Here is an 18,768-nt window from a genome sequence, read left to right as displayed (position 1 = left end):
GCGCCAATGATAGTGAGCTTCCGCTCGCGAAAGTAGGTCAACGCCAGACTCCCATCCTAAAAACCCCCTCCGGATATCCGGTGGGGGTTTTTGCTTTGCGGATTTAAAATTCAGTAGGCGGCGGACGATTGTGCCGCCCAGAGATGGGCGCCGATCAAGGCGCGCCATGGCGAAAATGAGGCGAGCCAGGCTTCGGCTGTTTTTTCGTCGACCTTGCCCGGCGTGCCGAGCAGGATTTGCAGCCCCCGCCGTACCGCGGCGTCGCCGTGCAAGGAACCGTCCAGCCAGCCAAAGCCGCGCAACAGGGCGTAGTTGGCCGTCCATGGGCCGATGCCGCGTACGGCCAGCAATCGCTCGCGAACGATGTTGGCTCCCGGGAAATCCCGCGCCCAGGCATCGAGCGGCAGTTCGCCATCGGCGACCAGCCGGGAGATTGTCTGCAAAGTCCTGGCTTTTGCCGTGGAAAACCCCGCCTGGCGCAGCGTTTGTTCCGGCATCGCCGCGATCTGCCGCGCTCCCGGGTGGCACAGCAAGCCGTCGCTGTGACGAAGGTTCGCCGCCAGGATCAGCTTGCGTCGCAAGGATACGGCGGCGCCGACGCTGATTTGCTGGCCGGTGATCGCCCAGGTCAGGGCTTCGAACGGGCTGGCCGCGACCGGCACCCGCAGGCCCGGCTGGCGGGCGATCAGGTCGCCCAACCGGGGATGGTCGGCATAGCGCTTCTCGAAGGCTTCGATATCCTGGGTCAGCCCGAGCATCCGCCTGAGCATGGCGGCGAAATCCTGGCTACCGCCATCCGGCGTTTCCCCGTCGACGGCCAAGTGGGCTTGGGCCAGCCCGGGAGAGAAGCGCACCGACAAGCAGGCCGGCGCACCGTGCCAGAGCATTCCTTTTTCGAGGATCGATGCGCCGACCCGTTCGGCAATTTCATGCGTGTCGCGCCGATGGAAGGCCAGGATGTCGCCGCTGCGGAAGGCGGCAGGCAGCGGGAGGGTGAGGGAATGGTCGGGCGCCATGGTCGATCTCGAGGTGCGAGGCTGACGGTCTCTGTTGGCGACATTCATCCTCTGGCCTGGCGAAAGGTCAGGTTGATGCGGCAATTCCCCGTTGCCGGGTGATGCCCTTCCTTGATCGGCAGGACGGCGTGGTGGCGCAGGCGCGACGGGCCGCCCCAAACCAGGACATCGCCGTGGCGGAGGCCGAGGCGTCGGCCGGGATCCTGACGTTTCAAGCCGCCCAGCACGAAGATGGCGGGCAGGCCAAGCGATACCGACACGATCGGCGCCAGCAGATCCACTTCGTCCTTGTCCTGGTGCAGGGATAGCTTGGTGCCAGGCGCATAGCGGTTGATCAGGCAGACGTCCGGTGAAAACCCCGGAAAACCCGCCTCGGCGGCAATTTCCCGGGCGAAATCCTGGAAATCTGCCGGCATGGTGGGCCAGGGATGTCCGGTCAGCGGATCGATTGCCGAGTAACGGTATCCGTGGCGGTCCGAGGTCCAGCCAACTGCGCCGCAGTTGGTCATAGCCACCGACATGCGGTATCCGCCCGGCGTTTCCATCTGCCGGAACGGGGATTGCAAGGCCATGCGGTGTACGGCTTCCAGGAAATCGTTCGCTTGATTGCAGGCGTACCCGTGCAACAGGAAGGCGCCGTCGGCGAGCGCTTCCTTCTGCTTGGGGAGGCCGCCGACGGCGGCGAACAGATCGTCCGTCATGCCTCGGCCTCACGCTCCAGCAAGCTGCGCTTGCGCTCGACGCCCCAGCGATAGCCGGACAGCGTGCCGTCGTTGCGAACCACCCGGTGGCAGGGGATGGCGACCGCCAGCGCATTGGCGGCGCAAGCCCCGGCCACCGCGCGCACGGCCTTGGGCGCACCGATGCGCCGGGCGATTTCGCTGTAGCTCGCCGTGGAACCAGCCGGGATTTCGCGCAGCGCCTGCCAGACGCGTTGCTGGAAGGCCGTGCCGCGGATGTCGAGGGGCAAGTCGAGGCCCAGCTTCGGCATGTCGACAAAGCCGACGACCTTGGCAACCAGTTGCTCGAACTCGGCATCGCCGCCGATGAGCTCGGCTTTCGGGAAGCGATCCTGCAGGTCGCGGGCCAGGGCTGCCGGGTCGTCGTCGATCAGAATCGCGCAAACGCCGCGTTCGCTGGCGGCAACCAGGATGGCGCCGAGCGTGCATTGGCCGATGGCGAAGCGAATGACGGCGGTGGCACCACCCGCCCGGAAGGCGGTCGGCGTCATGCCCAGCAAGCGATTCGACGTCGCGTAGAAACGGCTGTTGGCGTTGTAGCCGGATTCGTAGATCGCAGCGGTGACGCTGTCGCGCCGCAGCAACGCGTCGCGAACCTTGTTGGCGCGATGCGCCGCGGCATAGGCCCTGGGCGTTAGCCCGGTGACCGCCTTGAATACCCGGTGCAGGTGGTAGGTGCTCATCCCGGCGGCCGTCGCCAGGGTTGCGAGGCTGGGCGGGGTTTCGGCCGATTCGATCTGACGGCACAGCCGGGCCACCTGTTCGGCGTGTCGCTCGGCCAGCGGCGGCTGGTCCGGCTGGCAGCGTTTGCAGGGGCGGAATCCGGCTTGTTCGGCTTCCCCTGCGCTCGGGAAAAAGCCGACATGCTCGGGGCGCGGCGTACGCGCGCCGCAAGAGGGGCGGCAATAAACCCCCGTCGTCCGCACCGCGTAGTAGAAGCGGCCATCCGCCCTGGGGTCGCGCGCCACGACCGATGCCCAGCGGGGATCGGTCAGCACCGCATGTGCACGTGTTTCGGTCTGCTTGGACATGTTCGAGGCTTTCATCGCGATTGTATGGTACGACTCTAGACGCCGAACAAACACTGCGCACTCCGGGTCTTGCTTTCGAATTCCTCGTGGCGGCGGTGGATGCCAGGCGGTACATGCCGAATGGTTTTCCGGAGGGCGGGCCGCTTGTTGTAGAGTTCGGGGTTGCGGGGTTTTCCGCGCGCCGGGCACTGCCTGGGCGCCGGGGAGATGTGCCGTGGATGGGGAGCCGGCGCCGGCTTGCTTTCGCCGCTTCGACAAGCGGCACTCATGTGGAGCGTAGTGAAGTGAAGGTAGTGATCGTTGATGACAGCGAGGCGATACGCAAGGTATTGCGTGCGATCTGCGAGGGCGAGGGGCACGAGATCGTTGCCGAGTTTCCCGATGGGGAGGGGCTGCTCGACTGCGTCCGGGGGGCTCGCCCGGATGTCGTGTGCCTGGACTACGAATTGCCGGGACGGAACGGCTTCGAATTGCTGGCGGAGATGGATCACGCCGCCAACCAGGTCGCGGTGGTGGTGATCACCGGATCCGACGAGCCGGAGTTGAAGGGGCATGCCGCCGACCTGGGGGCTGCCGGCTTTATCCGCAAGCCCTTCGAGAACGCCCAGGTCATTGCCGAATTGAACGAAATTGCCAAGGCGCGGGCGATTGCGGCCCGCGCTGCCGCCAGGCCCGAGGCCGAAGCGGTGGCGCCGGCGGTCGCCCGGAGCCCGGCGAAGGCGGCCGAAACGCAGGCGGAGCCTGGCGCAGCCGTTGTTTCCCGGACCGCGGTGGTGGTCGATGACAGCGGTTCGATCCGGCTGCTGCTCAAGGGCATTCTCGAGGAAGTCGGGGTCAAGGTCGTCGGCATGGCCACCAGTGGCAAGGACGGCATCGAATTGGTCAGGCGCTTGCGGCCGGCCGTGGTTTGCCTCGATGTCGACATGCCGGGCATGAGCGGCCTCGAGGCCTTGCCGCATATCGGGGCGGCCAGCCCGCAGACCCGGGTCGTCATGGTGACTGGAAACGCCACCCGGCAGGTGGTGGCGGAGGCGGTGGCCGGCGGCGCCAAGGGCTATTTCCTGAAGCCGGTCCGGCCGGCCAAGGTCGAGGAATTCATGCGGAAGTTGCTGCGACTCTGAGCGGGGGCTTGGGGCGGCCGGGCTGGCGGCTTCGGGATATTGCGATACAAAATTAATTGATTTCACAGATTAATGGTATCGTATTGGCTGGCATTTCCTGGAGCCCGGCCGCTCATGCAGAACACCCATTACCTCAGACCCCTGCTGGAACCGCTGTCGGTGGCGGTGATCGGCGCCTCGGAGAAGGAGGGCGCCATCGGCCAGGTGATCTTCCGCAATATCCTGGGCGGCGGCTACAAGGGCAAGTTGTGGGCGGTGAATCCCAAGTACCCGCAGGTCCTGGGCCAGCCCTGCCTGGCGTCGGTCGAGCAGATCGGCGCCCAGGTCGACCTGGCCATCGTGACCACGGCGCCGAGAACGATTCCGCAGCTGATCGAGCAATGCGGCAGGGCCGGCATTCGCTACGTGACCATCGTGACCAATCCGTCCGGCGCCGGGAGCCAGACCGCCGAGCGACGCATCCGGGAGGCCGCGCGCAACCACGGGGTGCGGATTCTCGGTCCCAAGTCGCTGGGCCTGATTCGCCCTTCGCTGTCGCTCAATGCGACCTTTACCGAAACCCAGCCGCTGGTCGGCGAACTGGCCCTGGTCACCCAGTCCGGGGCCATGTGCGCCGCCGTGCTCGACTGGGCGACGATGAACCGGATCGGCGTGTCGTCGGTCGTGGCCCTGGGCAACACGCAGGATGTCGATTTCGGCGAGGTGCTCGATTACCTGGTGTACGACGAACAGACGCGCTACATCCTGCTGCATGTCGAGAAAATCGGCAACGCGCGGCGTTTTCTCAGCGGCCTGCGGTCAGCGGCGCGGGTCAAGCCCGTCATCCTCTTCAAATCCAGCGACCAGGTGGTTTCCGGCTTGTCCGACGCGGACGGTCCCGAAGCGGCGTGCATGGAAGATGCCGTCTTCGATGCCGCGGTGCGCCGGGCCGGGGCGATCCGGGTCAGCGGCATCAGCCAGCTGTTCCATGCCGCCAGAGCCCTGGCCGGCGGTTTCCGTCCGCGCGGCAAGCGGCTCGCCGTGATCAGCAACGGCACCGGGCCGGCGGCCATGGCAGCGGATTCGGCGCGTGCCTTCGGCGTGCCCATGGCTGCTCTGGCCGACGACACGGTGGCGGCGCTGCGGCGCGTCCTGGCCTCCGACTGGCGCGGGGTCAATCCGGTCGACCTGGGCGGGGATGCCACGCCGGATCGTTACCTGCAGAGCATCGAAGCGGTGCGCCAGGATGCGGGTGTCGATGCCATTCTGGTCATCCTGTCGCCCCTGGCGATGGCGCAACCCTCCGTGCTCGCCCGGGGCATCGCCGCCCTGGTGGCCAGGCAGCGGGTGCCGCTCTGCTGCTGCTTCATGGGCGGCGACCTCATCGTCGAGGCGCGCAAGATACTTGAAGACGCCGGGGTGCCGATTTTCCGGACGCCGGAGACGGTGATCGAGCTGTTCCACAACATTGCGCAGTATTACGACAACCAGAAGCTGCTGTTGCAGACGCCGGGTTCGGATCACGGCGTCGACGGGCCGGGCGGCAACAACGGCCGCCTGCTGATGGATGCGCTGCTCGGCGAACATCGGCGCATCCCGTCCGGCGGCGAGGTGCGTTCCCTGCTGCGGACCTACGGCCTGGCGGTGCCGGCCGCCGTGCTGGCCCACTCGGCCAAGGAGGCGATGTTCCTGGCCGAGCAGGTGGGCATGCCGGTGGACATGCGGGTCGATTTTCACGACCACGATCTCGGCAGCGCGGTGCTGACCACCCGGCGCAACCTGAACAGCCTCGAGTCGGTGCGCCTGGCCTACCAGGATCTCGTCGAGATGGCCGGCAAGGCGGTGCCCGGCCTGCCTGTCGATGGCGTCGCCATCGAGCCCGATCGCAGCCGCCCGCATGCCCGCCAGCTGACGCTCGGCGTCTTCCGCGACCCGGTTTTCGGCCCGGTGATCAGCGTCGGGGCGGGGGGGGAGCAGGTGGATGTCTTCCAGGATCGCGCCGTCGCCTTGCCGCCGCTGAACCGCTTCCTCGCCCGCAAGCTGATCGAGTCCACGCGCGTCTCGCGGACGCTGGGCGAATATCGCCAGCTGCCGCCGGTGAACGAGGCGGCGCTGGAAAACGCCCTGCTGAGCATCTCGAGCATGGTGTGCGATTTGCCGTGGCTGCGCGAATTGTCGATCGACCCGTTGATCGTCGATGAAAACGGTGTCACGGTGGGCGCGGCGCGCATGGTGATCGACCACACCCTGGGCACCGGCAAGGCACGCTATGCCCACATGGCGATCCATCCGTATCCGGCCCACCTCGAAAGATCGTGGCCGATGCGCGACGGCCAGGCGGTGACGGTGCGTCCGATTCGCCCGGAGGATGCGGCGCTGACCCTCGATTTCTTCAATCGCCTGAGTCCCGAGTCGCGCTACTTCCGCTTCATGGAAAACCTGCGCGAATTGCCGCCCAGCCTGGTCAGCCGCTTTACCCAGGTCGACTACGACCGGGAAATGGCGCTGATCGCGCTGGTCAGGGTCGATGGCGTCGAACAGCAGGTGGGAAGCGCCCGCTATACGCTGACGGCCGACGGCGAGTCGGTCGAGTTCGCGCTGGTGGTCGACGATCGCTGGCAGCGCAGCGGCCTGGGCCGGCGCCTGATGGGCGCGCTGATCGATTGCGCCCGCGAGAAGTCGTACCGCGCCATCGTTGGCGATGTCCTCGCCGACAACCCGAAAATGCTGCGCTTGATGACCGGGCTGGGGTTTTCGATCATGCCGCACCCCGACAGCCAGGAGCTGAAACGGGTTTTCCGGTCGCTCCAGGACTGAGTTGCGGCGCGTTGGCCGCGACGCGCAGCGTGGCGAATGTCACGCCTGATCTGCTATATTTCGCCGCGCCGGCGAATTTGTGAGTTTTTTCACTGAAGTTGAATTGAGTGCCCGGTACACTACAACCGTCAGCAGCAAATAACGGGATCGGGAATTCAAATGATCTGCAAGAACGACAAGCGCTCCGGGGCGGATCGCCGCCAACAGGAAGTCGGCCCGCCGAACGGCTGGCGCGATCGCCGCAAGACGGTGGAACGGCGCGCTCCCGAAGTCGAGGAAATTCCATTTTCCGAGTGGTTGGCCCACATGCCGGGAAAAAAGGCGCTGGAACACCAGTAAGGACATTTCCTTCCGGCCGCGGGATGGCCGGCCATCGACACCCCCGGCTCGCTGCCGGGGTTTTTTTCGACCGGCGGACTATTTGGTGAAATACATCCGGTTCTTGTCGAGCTTGTAGGTCCAGGGCAGGTTGGCGTTCTTCCAGCCATTCACCGCGCGCTGCCCGCTGCGGGCGCCATCCTTGACGATGTCGCCCTCGAAACCCTCGGCGATGCTGTAAACCTTGCCGTAGCCGGCCATTTGCAGACGGTCGGCGGCCTTGGCGCTGCGGTCGCCGGAGCGGCAGATCAGGATGATCGTCGCATCCTTGCCGAGGCCCATTTCCGTCAGGCGACGCTCCAGTTCGGGGATGAAGTCCTGGTTCGGCTCCAGCTTGTACATGAAGCGCCTGTCGTCCCATTCGGTCATGATTTCCGGGTGCTCGAGATAGGGCACCAGCGCGTCGGCATCGCCCGGCCAGCCGACATACATCGCCTCGGCCCGGGTGCGGATGTCGAACAGCGCAACGCCCTTCGGGTTGGCCTTTTTCATGTCGTAGGCCTGCTGCGGCGTCAGGTAGAGGCCCAGCTTGCTGCGCTTGAGTTCCGGCAATTGCTCCCAGCTTGCCGTTCCCGGCGCCCAGTCGGCAGCCCATGCGCCGGCCGACAGTGCGATCGCCGCCGCGGCGAGCAGGTTTCTGGTCAGGTTCGTTGTCATCTAGGCTATCCCCGGGTTGTTCGACGCCCCCTTCAGCGTCGGCAGGTTGAGTTTAACCGGCTTGACGGTCTTGATGTCGCGCAGGTATTTCGCCACGACATCCCAGATCGGTTCGCCGGCGTTCTTCGCCTCTTCCGACACCGGCGCCCAGCCGGCGACCTTGTAGGCTTTTGCCGGGTCGATCGGCTTGCCCTTGAGCATCATGTTCTGGATGCGCTGCCCCATTTTTGCGGTCGGATCGCAGGTCCATTGCAGGCCGCCGACGCGCACCATGTCGCCGCCCTGCTGGTAGTAGGGGTCGGGGTTGAACAGGTTGTCGCAGACGTCTTCGAGCACGGTCTTGATCATCTCGCCGCTCATGTTGGTGACCGTCGTCCACGGGTAGGTGATGGCGGTCTGGTCGAGGACGTGTTCCATCAGGATGGGCTGGCCGGGGAGCAGCGAGGTGCCCCAGCGGAAGCCGGGCGAGAAGGCGATTTCGGCATCCTTGACCTGCATCAGCGCATCGAGGATGACCTGGTCGAAGGTGCCGTTGAAGTTGCCGCGCCGGTACAGCGTGCCTTCGCTGACGGCGAGCTTTTCGTTCAGCTTCGACAGGTAGGGCGCGCGTGCCTTGTCGATCAGCGCCTGCATGTCCTTGTCGGCCGGCAGCAGGTTGGCGAAGACAGGCAGCAGCTTGTAGCGGAAGTCGGCGATCTTGCCGTTCCTGACGTCGAAATCGAGCATGCCGAGGTACTTGCCGTTGGAGCCGGCGTTGGTGACCAGGGTCTGGCCGCCGGCATTCCTGACGACGACCGGGGCCGGCATGCCGTCGTGGGTGTGGCCGCCGAGGATGGCGTCGATGCCCTTGATGCGCGAAGCCATCTTGAGGTCGACGTCCATGCCGTTGTGCGACAGCACGACGACGACCTGGGCGCCGGCGGCGCGGGCTTCGTCGACGGTCTTCTGCATGTTCTCTTCCTGGATGCCGAAGCTCCAGTTCGGGGTCTGCCAGCGCGGGTTGGCGATCGGCGTGTAGGGGAAGGCCTGGCCGATGATGGCGACCGGCACGCCGTTGATCTGCTTCATCACGAAGGGCTTGAACACGGCGTCGCCGAAGTCGGTGGTCTTGACGTTCTGGGCGACGATGTCGATGTGGCCGGCGAAGTCCTTTTCCTCGATTTCCTTGACGCGGGCCTCGCCGTAGGTCGATTCCCAGTGCAGGGTCATGACGTTGACGCCGAGCGCCTTGCAGGCATCGACCATGTCCTGGGCGTTGCTCCACAGCGCCGTGCCGGAGCCCTGCCAGGTGTCGCCGCCGTCGAGCAGCAGCGCGCCGGGGCGGTTGGCCTTCATGCGCTTGACCAGCGTCGCCAGGTGGGCGAAGCCACCGACCTTGCCGTAGGTCTCGGCGGCCTTCTCGAAATTCAGGTAGGTGTAGGCGTGCGCCTCGATGCTGTTGGGCCTGAAACCGAAGTGCTTCAGCAGCTGGTCGCCGACCAGGTGCGGCACCTTGCCGAACTGGTCGCCGAAGCCGAGATTGACGTTCGGTTCGCGGAAGTAGATCGGCAGCAGCTGGGCATGGCAGTCGGTGATGTGCAGCAGGCTGACGTTGCCGAATTTCGGCAGGTCGTAGAGTTTGGCGGCGCCCTTCTCGGCCAGCGCGAAATCGCTGTGCAGCGACATGCCGCCCGCTGCGGCGACAGCCATGACCTGGAGGAATTCTCGGCGATTCATGCTCATATTTAGTCCTTAGTCGATAGTTACGAGTCGCTAGCCGGTGGTCAGTAGTTGCTAGCAACTAGCGACTACCGACTAACAACTAGTCCTTATTCACCGGTGATTCCGGGTCGATCAGGAAAGCCACGATGTGGGTGATCTGTTCCGGCGTCAGCCAGCTGTGCAGGCCGAAGCGCGGCATGTTGGTGCAGGCCGTGAAGGCGTTGGAGTTGTAGATCTTGTCGTAGACGTATTTGATCGTGCCCTCGTCCTTGCCGCGGATCTTGCCGAATTCGCGCAGGCTGGGGCCGATCGTGCCGTAGGCGATTTCCTTCTTGGCCAGCTCGTGGCAGGCATAGCAGTTGCCACCCCGCAGGCGCCCGGCCGGGTCGGGCTGGATGAAGCCAATGTGACCGCCGGTGCCCACCGCTGCGAGCTTCTCGCCTTCCTTCCAGTCGCCGATCAGCTTGCCGTCTACCGGGTAGCGGACGGTTGCCTTATTCAGCCTTTCCAGTTTTTCGCCAATCTTGCGCGGCGGGTTGTCGCGGTACTGCAGGCAGGTCTTCATCGTTTCGTCCTGCTCCAGCCGGGTCATCCAGTATGTCGGATTGTCGGCCCGGAAGGAGGTGCGGAACATCTGTTCGGCTTCCCGAGCGTATTGGCCGCCGGGCGCTTCGGCGGCTTTCTGGGCGAGGGCGGGCGTGGCCAAGGCGATGCCCAGGGCGGCAACAAGGCTGGAAAAGGAGGCTGCTTTGGTTTTCATGGTCGTCCCCTTTCAGCGCTTGATGCCCGGCGTTTCCATCACGGTGCCGGTCGCGGTTTTTTGCAGGTAGGTTTCCAGCGCGATGATCGAGTCGGCCAGGTAGTTGGGCTCGGGCCAGCGGGCCTGGCGCATGCAGTCGATCAGGCGGCGCTGCATGGTCCATACCGCGCCTTGCGACACGCGGTAGGACGGCCAGGTCTTCATGGCCACGCCGGCTCCTTCCTTGGTCGTCAGGTTGCCGAGGTCCTGCAGGCGGATGCGCTTGCCGTCCTGGCCGTGGCAGATGGCGCAGGAGAAATCCTGCGGGCCGGAGCGGCGGTAGAAGATGTACTCGCCCATCTTCACCATCTTCGCTTCCTCGGGGTGCGTCGCCGGCACGTTGATCGGCTTGCCGTTGGACTTGGCGCCGATGAAGGTGACCAGGGCCTCGATGTCGGATTCGGTGCCGGGCCTGGAGTACCAGTTCTTCGTCACTTCCTCGGGCTTGAAACCCTGCAAGGTCACCATGCAATGCACTAGTCGGGACTCCACATCCATGACCTTGCCGGTGTCCTTGAAATACTTCGGCAACTGGGCGTAGGCGCCGTCCAGCTTGCCCGGGCCGAGGCCCATGTCGCATTGTTCGAGCGAGGCACTCCTTGGGCCGCGCTTTTCCGACCACAGGCCTTCGCCCTTCACTTCCAGCAGGTCGGCCGGATTGCCGTCGGCCAGGGCTTCGCGGTACTTGGCCAGTTCGTCGGCGACCTTGCTGTCCTGCGCCAGGGCGGGGCCGGCAAATGCGGCGAAACATGCCGCGCTGGCCAGCGTTTTGATGAAACGGTGGAACATGAGCTACTCCTCCAGAGGGGTAAGTGTTGCGCCGGCAGCGGCGGTCTGCGCCGCTTCGCTGCCGAAATCCGGGCAACGATCAGCCGATGGTGGCTTCGTCGGATCGGCTGTCGCCCTTGTTGTCCTTCCAGCTGACCGTGATCTTGTCGCCCTTGGAGCCGCCCTTGAACTTGAAGGCGAGGTAGGGGTTCTTCGATACGGACGGGCCGAACTCGGTGCTCAGCACGGTCTTGTCGCCATGCCTGGCGACCAGCTCGGTGATGAACCAGGCCGGCACGACGGCGCCGGCGGCGTCCTTGCGCTGGCCGGTTTCCATTTCGTGGCTGACCAGAACCTTCACTTCGGTAACGCCATCCTTGTTGGCGGCGCGGATTTTCATCGGATTGCCCATGTTTTGCTCCTTGAATTCGTATCGATTAGCCGCCGCAGCCGCCGAGGGTGACCTTGATTTCCTTGGTCGCCATGAAGAACTTGCCGTCCGACTTGACCAGAGCGTAGATGTTCGAGGTCTGGCCCATCTTGACGCGGGTCTGGACGTTGGCTTCGGTGCCTTCCGGCAGCGTGAAGGTGGCGGCCAGGGCGTTCGGGTTCTTTTCAATCAGGATGGCGACCATGCTGATGTTGGGCAGCGAGGAGGCGACGCCGACCGGCACCACGGCGCCGTTTTCGGCGATGTCCGGGCCGGTGACCTGGACATCCTTGCTGTCGGCCGGCGTGCCGGCGCCAAGCGCCTTCAGCGTGTCGGCCATGCTCTTGGCGTCGAAGGCGGCCTTGTTCCAGTCGGCCAGGGCGATGCCCGGGGTGATGATGCCGGCGGCGGCCAGCATGCCCAGCAGGGCGGCGCCGGAGCCGGATTTGAGTACGGTGCGACGTTGATTGTTCATGACTTCTCCTCTGTAGAAATGGGAATTACTTGGCGCCGGCCAGAATCCACTGAACCAGTGTCTTCAGGTCGTCATCCTTCAGGTGCGCGTTGGGCGGCATCGGGACCGAGCCCCAGACGCCCTGGCCGCCGGCCTTGACCTTGGCGATCAGGCGGGATTCGGCGTCGGGCTGGCCCTGGTAGCGGGCGACGACCTCGCTGTAGCCGGGGCCGACGATCTTGCTCTTGACGCCGTGGCAGGCCATGCAGCCGCTCTTCGTCGCCAGTTCCAGCGTGCCGGCGTCGGCTGCCTTCCGGGCAGCTTCCGCGCCGAGCGTGCGGGTGCCGCGCACCGGGCCGAAGTTGCGGTTCTGGTCGGCCAGCTCGCCGTGGGCGGTGCGGGCATACTCGGGCAGGGTCGAGCCGATCTGAACTTCCGGCTTGCAGTTCTTCATGCAGGCGACGTTCTTCACGTCCGGCGTGCCGCCGTTGCCGATGCCGCCCTTCTTGGCCGCGGCACCGGGCCACAGGCCGTGGTCGGTGGTCATGCCGTTGCGGTTGGGCAGCAGCTTCTGGACGTCGGCGATGTTCCTGTCGGACAGTTCGAAGTCGGCCGGCACGATTTCCTGCAGGTTGAGCAGGTAGGCGAGGATGGCGTAGACGTCGTCCGGCTTCAGCGACTTGGGCGCCGTCCAGGGCATGGCGCGCTGGATGTAGTCGAAGACCGTCGAAATGGTCGCCACCTTGGTGAAGGTCGTGCGCTGCGGCAGTTCGCCGGAGGACAGGCCCTTGACGCGGCCGTTCCTGATGTCGTCCTTGGTCGTGCCGCCGGCCAGCGGCGTGAACACCTCGTTCGACTCGCCGAAGGAGCCGTGGCAGGAGGCGCACTTTTCCTCAAACACTTCGTTGCCGCGCTCGACGTTGCCCTTGCCGCTGGGCAGGCCCTTGAAGTCCGGGCGGACGTCGATGTCCCAGGCCTTCACCTCGGCCGGCGTGGCCGGGCGGCCGACGCCGGTGAAGTTGTCGAAGGCGAAGCCGGCCGTCGATGCGCCGACGAGGGCCAGGGCCAGAACCGATTTAGAGAACCTGGACATTGGTGACCTCCCCGCTTTCGACCACTTTCCAGGACTGGATCGCGTTGTTGTGATAGATCGACTTGGTGCCGCGCACCTTGCGCAGCTGGCCGTAGCCCGGCTGCACGTAGCCGGTCTCGTCCGTGGCGCGCGACTGCAGGATGGCCGGCTTGCCGTCCCACACCCAGTTGATGTTGAAGCGGGTCAACGCCTTGTTCTGGATCGGTCCTTCGAGGCGGGCGGTCTGCCAGTTGAGGCCGCCGTCGAAGGAGACGTCGACCTGCTTGATGCGGCCGCGGCCCGACCAGGCCAGGCCGGAAACGTTGAAGAAGCCCTTCTCGACCAGGGTCTGGCCGCCCGACGGCGTGGTGATCACCGACTTGGCTTCCTGGATCGAGCTGTACTGGCGATGCAGGCCGTTGGGCAGCAGGTCGATGTAGTGCACTGCCTCGTCCTTGGTGGCGTAGGGCATGTCGCCGACTTCGATGCGGCGCAGCCACTTGACCCAGGACACGCCCTGCACGCCGGGCACGACCAGGCGCAGCGGGTAGCCGTTCTCCGGGCGCAGCATTTCGCCGTTCTGGCCGTAGGCGACGAAGACTTCGCCGGATTCGACCATTTCCATCGGGATCGTTCGCGTCATCGAGGAGCCATCGGCACCCTCGGCCAGCACGTAGCGGGCCTTCCTGTAATCGACGCCGCAGTCCTCGAGCAGGGTCTTCAGCGGCACGCCGGTGAATTCAGAGCAGGACAGCATGCCGTGCGTGTATTGCACGGTGGGCACGGCGACATTGCCCCATTCCAGGCCGGTGTTGGCGCCGCACTCGATGAAGTGGATGCGCGACACCGAGGGCAGGCGCATCAGTTCGTCCATGGTGTAGACCTTGGGCTTCCTGAGCAGCGAGTCGTCCGAGCCGTTGATCATCAGGCGATGCCGGGTCGGATCGACATCCTGCCAGCCCTGGTGATGGCGCTCGAAATGCAGGCCGGACGGCGTGATGATGCCGAACAGCCCCTGCAACGGCGCAAAGGACACCGAGGCGCCGCCGACGCGGGCGAGGCCCGGCGATTCGCGGCGCACCAGCTGGCTTTCGAATTTCGACGGCATGCCGTACGGGTGGGTCGCCACCGGCTGGCCGAGCGAGGTGCTCCATGCCGGCAGATTCAGGATGTTCGGATCGCCTTCGCCGGCCCGTGCGGCGAGCGGCGCCGCCATGGCCGCGCCGGCGGCCAGGAAGCTCTTGCGCAGGAAGTCGCGGCGCCCGGCGGCGACGGCCTTGACCTGATCTTCCGACAGGAAGTTCTCCGGGGCGGGCCGCAAACGCCCCGGTTGTTGTGTGATATCACCCATCTGCAAACACCCCTCCGATATTTAAGTCGTTGCTGCGAATTACTTGCCGACACCCAGCTCGTCGCCCAGATCGCGGCTTGCCACCGTGATGCTGACCGTCCGGCAGATGTCGACGAAATTGGGATCGACGACCCGGTAATAGACCGAACTTCCGTCACGCCGCCGCTCGACCACGCCGGCCCGATACAGGATGTTCAGGTGGCGCGAGATGTTGGCCTGGGTCAGGCCAATCTTTTCCACCACCTCATGGACTGGACGCTCCTCGGCGCACAGGCAGGAAAGGATGCGCAAACGCGTCGGATCGGCCAGCAATCCGAAGTACTGCGCTACCTGCTCGAAGACCTGCAACGTTTCGTCCATGCTGTTCTTTTGATTTCGATCAAGAATCAATGTATAACTGCGTACTTATATAGTCAACTACTAATATTGTTGCGACGCAGCATGCTTTTTGTGCGCAAGGCTTATAACCTTTGTACGATGCTGCTTCCGGCAAAAAACAGCACTCCGGCTATATGACAAACAACATCACGATGAGGAAGGAGATGTCCCGATGAAAATGTTCGTACCTCTTGCCGCAGCCTGTCTGCTGGCGACCGCCGGGGCGGCGCAGGCCGCCGACCCCAACCTCGGCCGCAACCTGGCCGCCACCTGCGCCAACTGCCACGGCACCAACGGCAATGCCGTCAAGGGCTCCGGCATCGACGGCCTGGCCGGGCTTCCCAAGGACAAGACCTTGCAGAAGCTCGCCGATTTCAAGAGCGGGGACAAGCCGGCCTCGATCATGCACCAGATCGTCAAGGGCTATACCGATGCCCAGCTCGACCTGATCGCCACCTATTTCGCCGCGCAAAAATAAGGGAGACCGCCATGATGCTGATGAAAAGACGTGATTTCCTGAAAGCCGGCGCCGCGGCCGGCGCGATGGCTTCGCTGTACGGCTGTGCCGGCGGCGGCAAGGCGAGCGGCCATGTCGTCGTGGTCGGCGGCGGCTACGGCGGCGCCACGGTCGCCAAGTACCTGCGCATGTGGAGCGAAGGCGGCGTCCAGGTGACGCTGGTCGAGCGCAACCCGACCTTCATCTCCTGCCCGATTTCCAACCTGGTCATCGGCGGCCAGAAGACGATGGAAGACATCACGATCAGCTACGAAGGCCTGCGCAGCAAGTGGGGCGTGCGCGTTATCCAGGACGACGTGGTGGCGGTCGATGCAGCGAAGAAAATGATTGCCCTGAAAGGCGGCAGCGCGCTGAGCTACGACCGTCTGGTGCTGTCGCCGGGCGTCGATTTCATGTGGGACGAGATTCCCGGCCTGAAGGGTACCGAGGCCCAGGGCAAGGTGCTGCACGCGTGGAAGGCCGGCGCCCAGACCGTGGCCCTGCGCAAGCAGCTGGAGTCGATGAAGGACGGCGGCGTCTATGCCATCTCCATCCCCAAGGCGCCGTATCGCTGCCCGCCCGGACCTTACGAGCGCGCCTGCCTGGTCGCCAACTACTTCAAGCAGAGCAAGCCGAAGTCCAAGGTCGTCATCCTCGACGCCAACGAGGACGTGGTGTCCAAGAAGGGCCTGTTCACCAAGGCGTGGAGCGATCTCTACAAGGGTATCGTCGAGTACCGCAACAACAGCGAGGTCAAGGACGTCGAGGTCGGCACCAATACCGCCATCCTCGAGTTCGACAAGTTCAAGGCCGACGTGCTCAACGTCATCCCGCCGCACCGCGCCGGCGACATCGCGCACAAGTCGGGCATCAAGCTGGTCAACAACCGCTGGGTGGACATCAACTGGCTGAGCATGGAATCGACCAGCACGCCGGGCATCCATGTGCTGGGCGACGCCATCTTCCCGGCGCCGACCATGCCCAAGTCCGGCCACATGGCCAACCAGCACGGCAAGCTGGCCGCCGCGGCGATCCTCAACATGCTGTCCGGCCAGGAGCCGAACCCGGAGCCGGTGGTGATGAACACCTGCTACAGCTTCGTCGACAGCAAGAATGTCATCCACGTGTCGTCCGTCCACCAGTACGACGCCGCGACCAAGACCGTGCAACCGGTCAAGGGCGCCGGCGGCGTGTCGGCGGCGCGTAACGAACTGGAAGGCAAGGTCGCGCTGGGCTGGGCCCAGAACATCTGGGCCGACATGCTGACCTGAGGCTCCGTTTGCCAGCCGTGAAGAGGCCGCGGTTGCGGCCTTTTTTTATTGTGCAAGGCGATCTGTATGCTGTTGTTCTAAATCGGGAAAGTTGCGGGATACGGCTTGTTTGTAATGATTTGTAGGCGGGTGTTGTTGGTGCATATTTCGATTAGTAAAATCGATTTCAAAACTTTGACGACCCCGCTTCCACGAGACAACGATGAAAAACAATCAGCCTGTAACCCAGCGAGAGATTCCCTTTCCGCCCGATCAATACCTGGTTTCGAAAACCGATCTCAAAGGCATCATCACCCAGGCTAACGATGCCTTCGTCGAGATCAGCGGTTTCAGTCGCAGCGAGTTGATCGGCAGCAGCCACAACATCGTCCGCCATCCGGACATGCCGCCGGCGGCCTTCGAGGATCTTTGGCGAACGGTGAAGTCCGGGCTGCCGTGGCGCGGCGCGGTCAAGAACCGCTGCAAGAACGGCGATTTCTATTGGGTGGAGGCCTTCGTCGTGCCGCTCAAGAAAAACGGCCAGATCACCGGCTACATGTCGGTGCGCACGCCGCTGTCCGCCGAGAAAAAGGCGGGTGCCGATGCGCTTTACCGCAAGATCGGCGTTTCGGGAAAGCTGTCGGCGACCCGCCGACGTACGCTGGCGATCGGTCCGCGCCTGTGGGCGGCCCTGGGCGTTCTGCTCGTGCTGATGGCCATTGTCGGATTTGCCGGGCTGCGCAGCCTGGCAGCATCGAATGACGAGTTGAACGCGGTCTATCGCGAGAATCTGCTGCCCTCGAACAGCATCAACAAGATGCTGTTCCTGCTGGCCGACAATCGCTCGCAGATCATGCTGGGTTTGCAGCACGATACGGCCAACCCGAACGCGAAGCTGCACGACCACCCGCTCGATCTGCATATCGAAAACACCCTGAAGAACCGCGAGGCGATCAACGCCGAACTGGATGCGCTGAAAAAACTCCAGCTGACCGAAGGCCAGAAGGCGCTGCTCGAGAAACTCGGCCAGACACGCGAGCGTTTCTCGAGTGAGGGCGTCAACGTCGCGCGCGCTTTGCTGAAGGAGGGCAAGTTCAACGAAGCCAACGTCGTCCTGCTGCTCAAGATCAATCCGCTCTATGCCGAGCTCAAGCGCGACGGGGATGCGCTGATCCAGCAGTTGGCCGGCGATGCCGAGGTGCGCCATGCCGCAGCGAAGGGGCACTACGAATCCGTTCGCAATTTCAGTATCGGACTGCTCCTTCTGGCTGTCGCGATCGCCCTGGCGGGCGGCATGCTGCTGTTGTCGGCCATCGTCAAGCCGTTGCGCAGGGCAATTTCCCACTTCGAGCACATCGCCGAAGGCAAGCTAACGGAGGATATCGATATTTCGGGACGCGACGAGACGGGGCGCCTGATGTGCGACCTGGCAACCATGCAGGGCACGCTCAAGGCGATGCTGGACGAGATCAGCACGGCTTCGCGTGCGATCGAGCAACGCAGTCACCTGCTGGAGGATCAGATGCGCAGCGTTTCGGCGCAGTCCGAGCAGCAGCAGGCCAGCGTCGAAGGCGTTGCCGCGGCGACCGAGCAATTCAGCCAGTCGGTCCAGGAGGTCGCTGCCAATGCCGAGGATACGGCCTCCGCGGCACGCGATTCGCAGCTGCAGGTGGTGGCGAGCAACAACAACATCAGCCAGAGCATGGCGGCGACCACGCGTGTCGTCGAGGCGGTGAGCAGTTCGAACCAGACCATTGCCCAGTTGAACCTCTCCATTGCCAAGATTGGCGATATCACCCGGGTCATTGCCGATATTGCCAGCCAGACCAATCTGCTCGCCCTGAACGCGGCCATCGAGGCGGCGCGTGCCGGAGAGCAGGGGCGGGGCTTCGCGGTGGTGGCCGACGAAGTTCGCAAGCTGGCCGAGAGAACGACCGCCTCGACGGCGGACATCAGCATGACGGTCAACGAAATCCAGAGCGCTACCGCGCAGGCCGTCTCGAGCATGGACCTGGCCGCCAGCGAGGTCGAGAACGGAATCGCCAAGTTGCGAGAAAGCGTGGCCGGGCTGGAGGGGATTACGCAGTCTTCAACGACGGTATCGCAGATGGCCGGTCAGATTTCCGACGCCGCGCGCCAGCAGGGCGTTGCCAGCGAGGAAGTGGCCGCCAGCATGCAGCAGATCACCGACCTGATCGAACAGAACGCCAGTTCCGCGGGGTCGGCGAGGCAGGCTGCCGATGAATTGCTGCTTACCTCGCGCCAGCTGAAGGCGGTCATTTCAGGCTTCGAGCTTTATCGACGTTCGTAATCGTTCGCGGGCTCGTTGC

The 18,768-nt window shown here is 64.4% G+C and carries 18 protein-coding genes; 6 read left to right on the top strand and 12 right to left on the bottom strand.

The window, feature by feature from the left end:
• Positions 1–110: 110 nt before the first annotated feature.
• Genes Q0P59_RS05535 through ada form a run of 3 tightly spaced genes read right to left on the bottom strand, consistent with a single transcriptional unit; the run spans position 111 to position 2,787 of the window.
• Positions 111–1,016, bottom strand: coding sequence for an AlkA N-terminal domain-containing protein (locus tag Q0P59_RS05535; protein WP_295004417.1), 906 nt, complete (start codon positions 1,014–1,016; stop codon positions 111–113).
• Between the two features lie 44 nt (positions 1,017–1,060).
• Positions 1,061–1,717 carry a DNA oxidative demethylase AlkB gene (gene alkB, locus Q0P59_RS05530; protein WP_295004415.1) on the bottom strand — a complete coding sequence of 219 codons (657 nt, stop codon included), beginning with the start codon at positions 1,715–1,717 and terminating at the stop codon, positions 1,061–1,063.
• Positions 1,714–2,787, bottom strand: a complete 1,074-nt coding sequence (ada, locus tag Q0P59_RS05525) for a bifunctional DNA-binding transcriptional regulator/O6-methylguanine-DNA methyltransferase Ada (protein WP_295004413.1) — start codon at positions 2,785–2,787, stop codon at positions 1,714–1,716. The genes alkB and ada overlap by 4 nt, the downstream gene beginning before the upstream one ends.
• Positions 2,788–3,071: 284 nt before the next feature.
• On the opposite strand from ada, the gene Q0P59_RS05520 reads away from it, so the two are divergent.
• From Q0P59_RS05520 to Q0P59_RS05510, 3 genes are all read left to right on the top strand, one after another.
• A complete protein-coding gene (locus Q0P59_RS05520; RefSeq protein ID WP_295004411.1) occupies positions 3,072–3,908 on the top strand; it encodes a response regulator in 837 nt (278 codons plus the stop codon).
• Between the two features lie 114 nt (positions 3,909–4,022).
• On the top strand, positions 4,023–6,704 hold the full coding sequence (locus tag Q0P59_RS05515; RefSeq protein WP_295004409.1) for a GNAT family N-acetyltransferase: 2,682 nt from the start codon (positions 4,023–4,025) through the stop codon (positions 6,702–6,704).
• A 159-nt stretch (positions 6,705–6,863) separates the two neighbouring features.
• Positions 6,864–7,043, top strand: coding sequence for a hypothetical protein (locus Q0P59_RS05510; RefSeq protein WP_295004407.1), 180 nt, complete (start codon positions 6,864–6,866; stop codon positions 7,041–7,043).
• 78 nt (positions 7,044–7,121) lie between these two features.
• Here the strand turns inward: Q0P59_RS05510 and Q0P59_RS05505 are convergent, their stop codons facing one another.
• From Q0P59_RS05505 to Q0P59_RS05465, 9 genes are all read right to left on the bottom strand, one after another.
• Positions 7,122–7,739, bottom strand: a complete 618-nt coding sequence (locus Q0P59_RS05505; protein ID WP_295004404.1) for a rhodanese-like domain-containing protein — start codon at positions 7,737–7,739, stop codon at positions 7,122–7,124.
• Positions 7,740–9,461 carry a thiosulfohydrolase SoxB gene (gene soxB / locus Q0P59_RS05500; protein WP_295004402.1) on the bottom strand — a complete coding sequence of 574 codons (1,722 nt, stop codon included), beginning with the start codon at positions 9,459–9,461 and terminating at the stop codon, positions 7,740–7,742.
• 79 nt (positions 9,462–9,540) lie between these two features.
• On the bottom strand, positions 9,541–10,200 hold the full coding sequence (gene soxX, locus Q0P59_RS05495) for a sulfur oxidation c-type cytochrome SoxX (RefSeq protein ID WP_295004400.1): 660 nt from the start codon (positions 10,198–10,200) through the stop codon (positions 9,541–9,543).
• 12 nt (positions 10,201–10,212) lie between these two features.
• Positions 10,213–11,028, bottom strand: coding sequence for a sulfur oxidation c-type cytochrome SoxA (soxA, locus tag Q0P59_RS05490; RefSeq protein ID WP_295004398.1), 816 nt, complete (start codon positions 11,026–11,028; stop codon positions 10,213–10,215).
• A 79-nt stretch (positions 11,029–11,107) separates the two neighbouring features.
• Positions 11,108–11,419, bottom strand: a complete 312-nt coding sequence (gene soxZ, locus Q0P59_RS05485) for a thiosulfate oxidation carrier complex protein SoxZ (RefSeq protein ID WP_295004396.1) — start codon at positions 11,417–11,419, stop codon at positions 11,108–11,110.
• Positions 11,420–11,444: 25 nt separating this feature from the next.
• Positions 11,445–11,912: a thiosulfate oxidation carrier protein SoxY gene (gene soxY / locus Q0P59_RS05480; protein ID WP_295004394.1), complete on the bottom strand. Its 468-nt coding sequence runs from the start codon at positions 11,910–11,912 to the stop codon at positions 11,445–11,447.
• A gap of 25 nt (positions 11,913–11,937) precedes the next feature.
• Positions 11,938–12,984 carry a c-type cytochrome gene (locus tag Q0P59_RS05475; protein WP_295004392.1) on the bottom strand — a complete coding sequence of 349 codons (1,047 nt, stop codon included), beginning with the start codon at positions 12,982–12,984 and terminating at the stop codon, positions 11,938–11,940.
• Positions 12,968–14,314 carry a sulfite dehydrogenase gene (gene soxC / locus Q0P59_RS05470; protein WP_295004390.1) on the bottom strand — a complete coding sequence of 449 codons (1,347 nt, stop codon included), beginning with the start codon at positions 14,312–14,314 and terminating at the stop codon, positions 12,968–12,970. Before soxC ends, Q0P59_RS05475 begins: the two co-directional genes overlap by 17 nt.
• Positions 14,315–14,353: 39 nt before the next feature.
• Positions 14,354–14,674 carry a metalloregulator ArsR/SmtB family transcription factor gene (locus Q0P59_RS05465; RefSeq protein ID WP_295004388.1) on the bottom strand — a complete coding sequence of 107 codons (321 nt, stop codon included), beginning with the start codon at positions 14,672–14,674 and terminating at the stop codon, positions 14,354–14,356.
• 190 nt (positions 14,675–14,864) lie between these two features.
• On the opposite strand from Q0P59_RS05465, the gene Q0P59_RS05460 reads away from it, so the two are divergent.
• From Q0P59_RS05460 to Q0P59_RS05450, 3 genes are all read left to right on the top strand, one after another.
• A complete protein-coding gene (locus tag Q0P59_RS05460; RefSeq protein ID WP_295004386.1) occupies positions 14,865–15,170 on the top strand; it encodes a c-type cytochrome in 306 nt (101 codons plus the stop codon).
• A gap of 11 nt (positions 15,171–15,181) precedes the next feature.
• Positions 15,182–16,459 (top strand): NAD(P)/FAD-dependent oxidoreductase, encoded by a 1,278-nt coding sequence (locus Q0P59_RS05455; RefSeq protein WP_295004384.1) that lies wholly within the window; start codon positions 15,182–15,184, stop codon positions 16,457–16,459.
• A 202-nt stretch (positions 16,460–16,661) separates the two neighbouring features.
• Positions 16,662–18,749 carry a methyl-accepting chemotaxis protein gene (locus Q0P59_RS05450; protein WP_295004382.1) on the top strand — a complete coding sequence of 696 codons (2,088 nt, stop codon included), beginning with the start codon at positions 16,662–16,664 and terminating at the stop codon, positions 18,747–18,749.
• The last annotated feature ends 19 nt before the right edge of the window (positions 18,750–18,768 follow it).

The organism is uncultured Dechloromonas sp. (genome assembly GCF_945957265.1).
Taxonomy (GTDB): Bacteria; Pseudomonadota; Gammaproteobacteria; order Burkholderiales; family Rhodocyclaceae; genus Azonexus.
The sequence above is the reverse complement of the archived record's forward strand: the minus strand, read 5'-3'. Positions and strand labels throughout refer to the sequence as shown.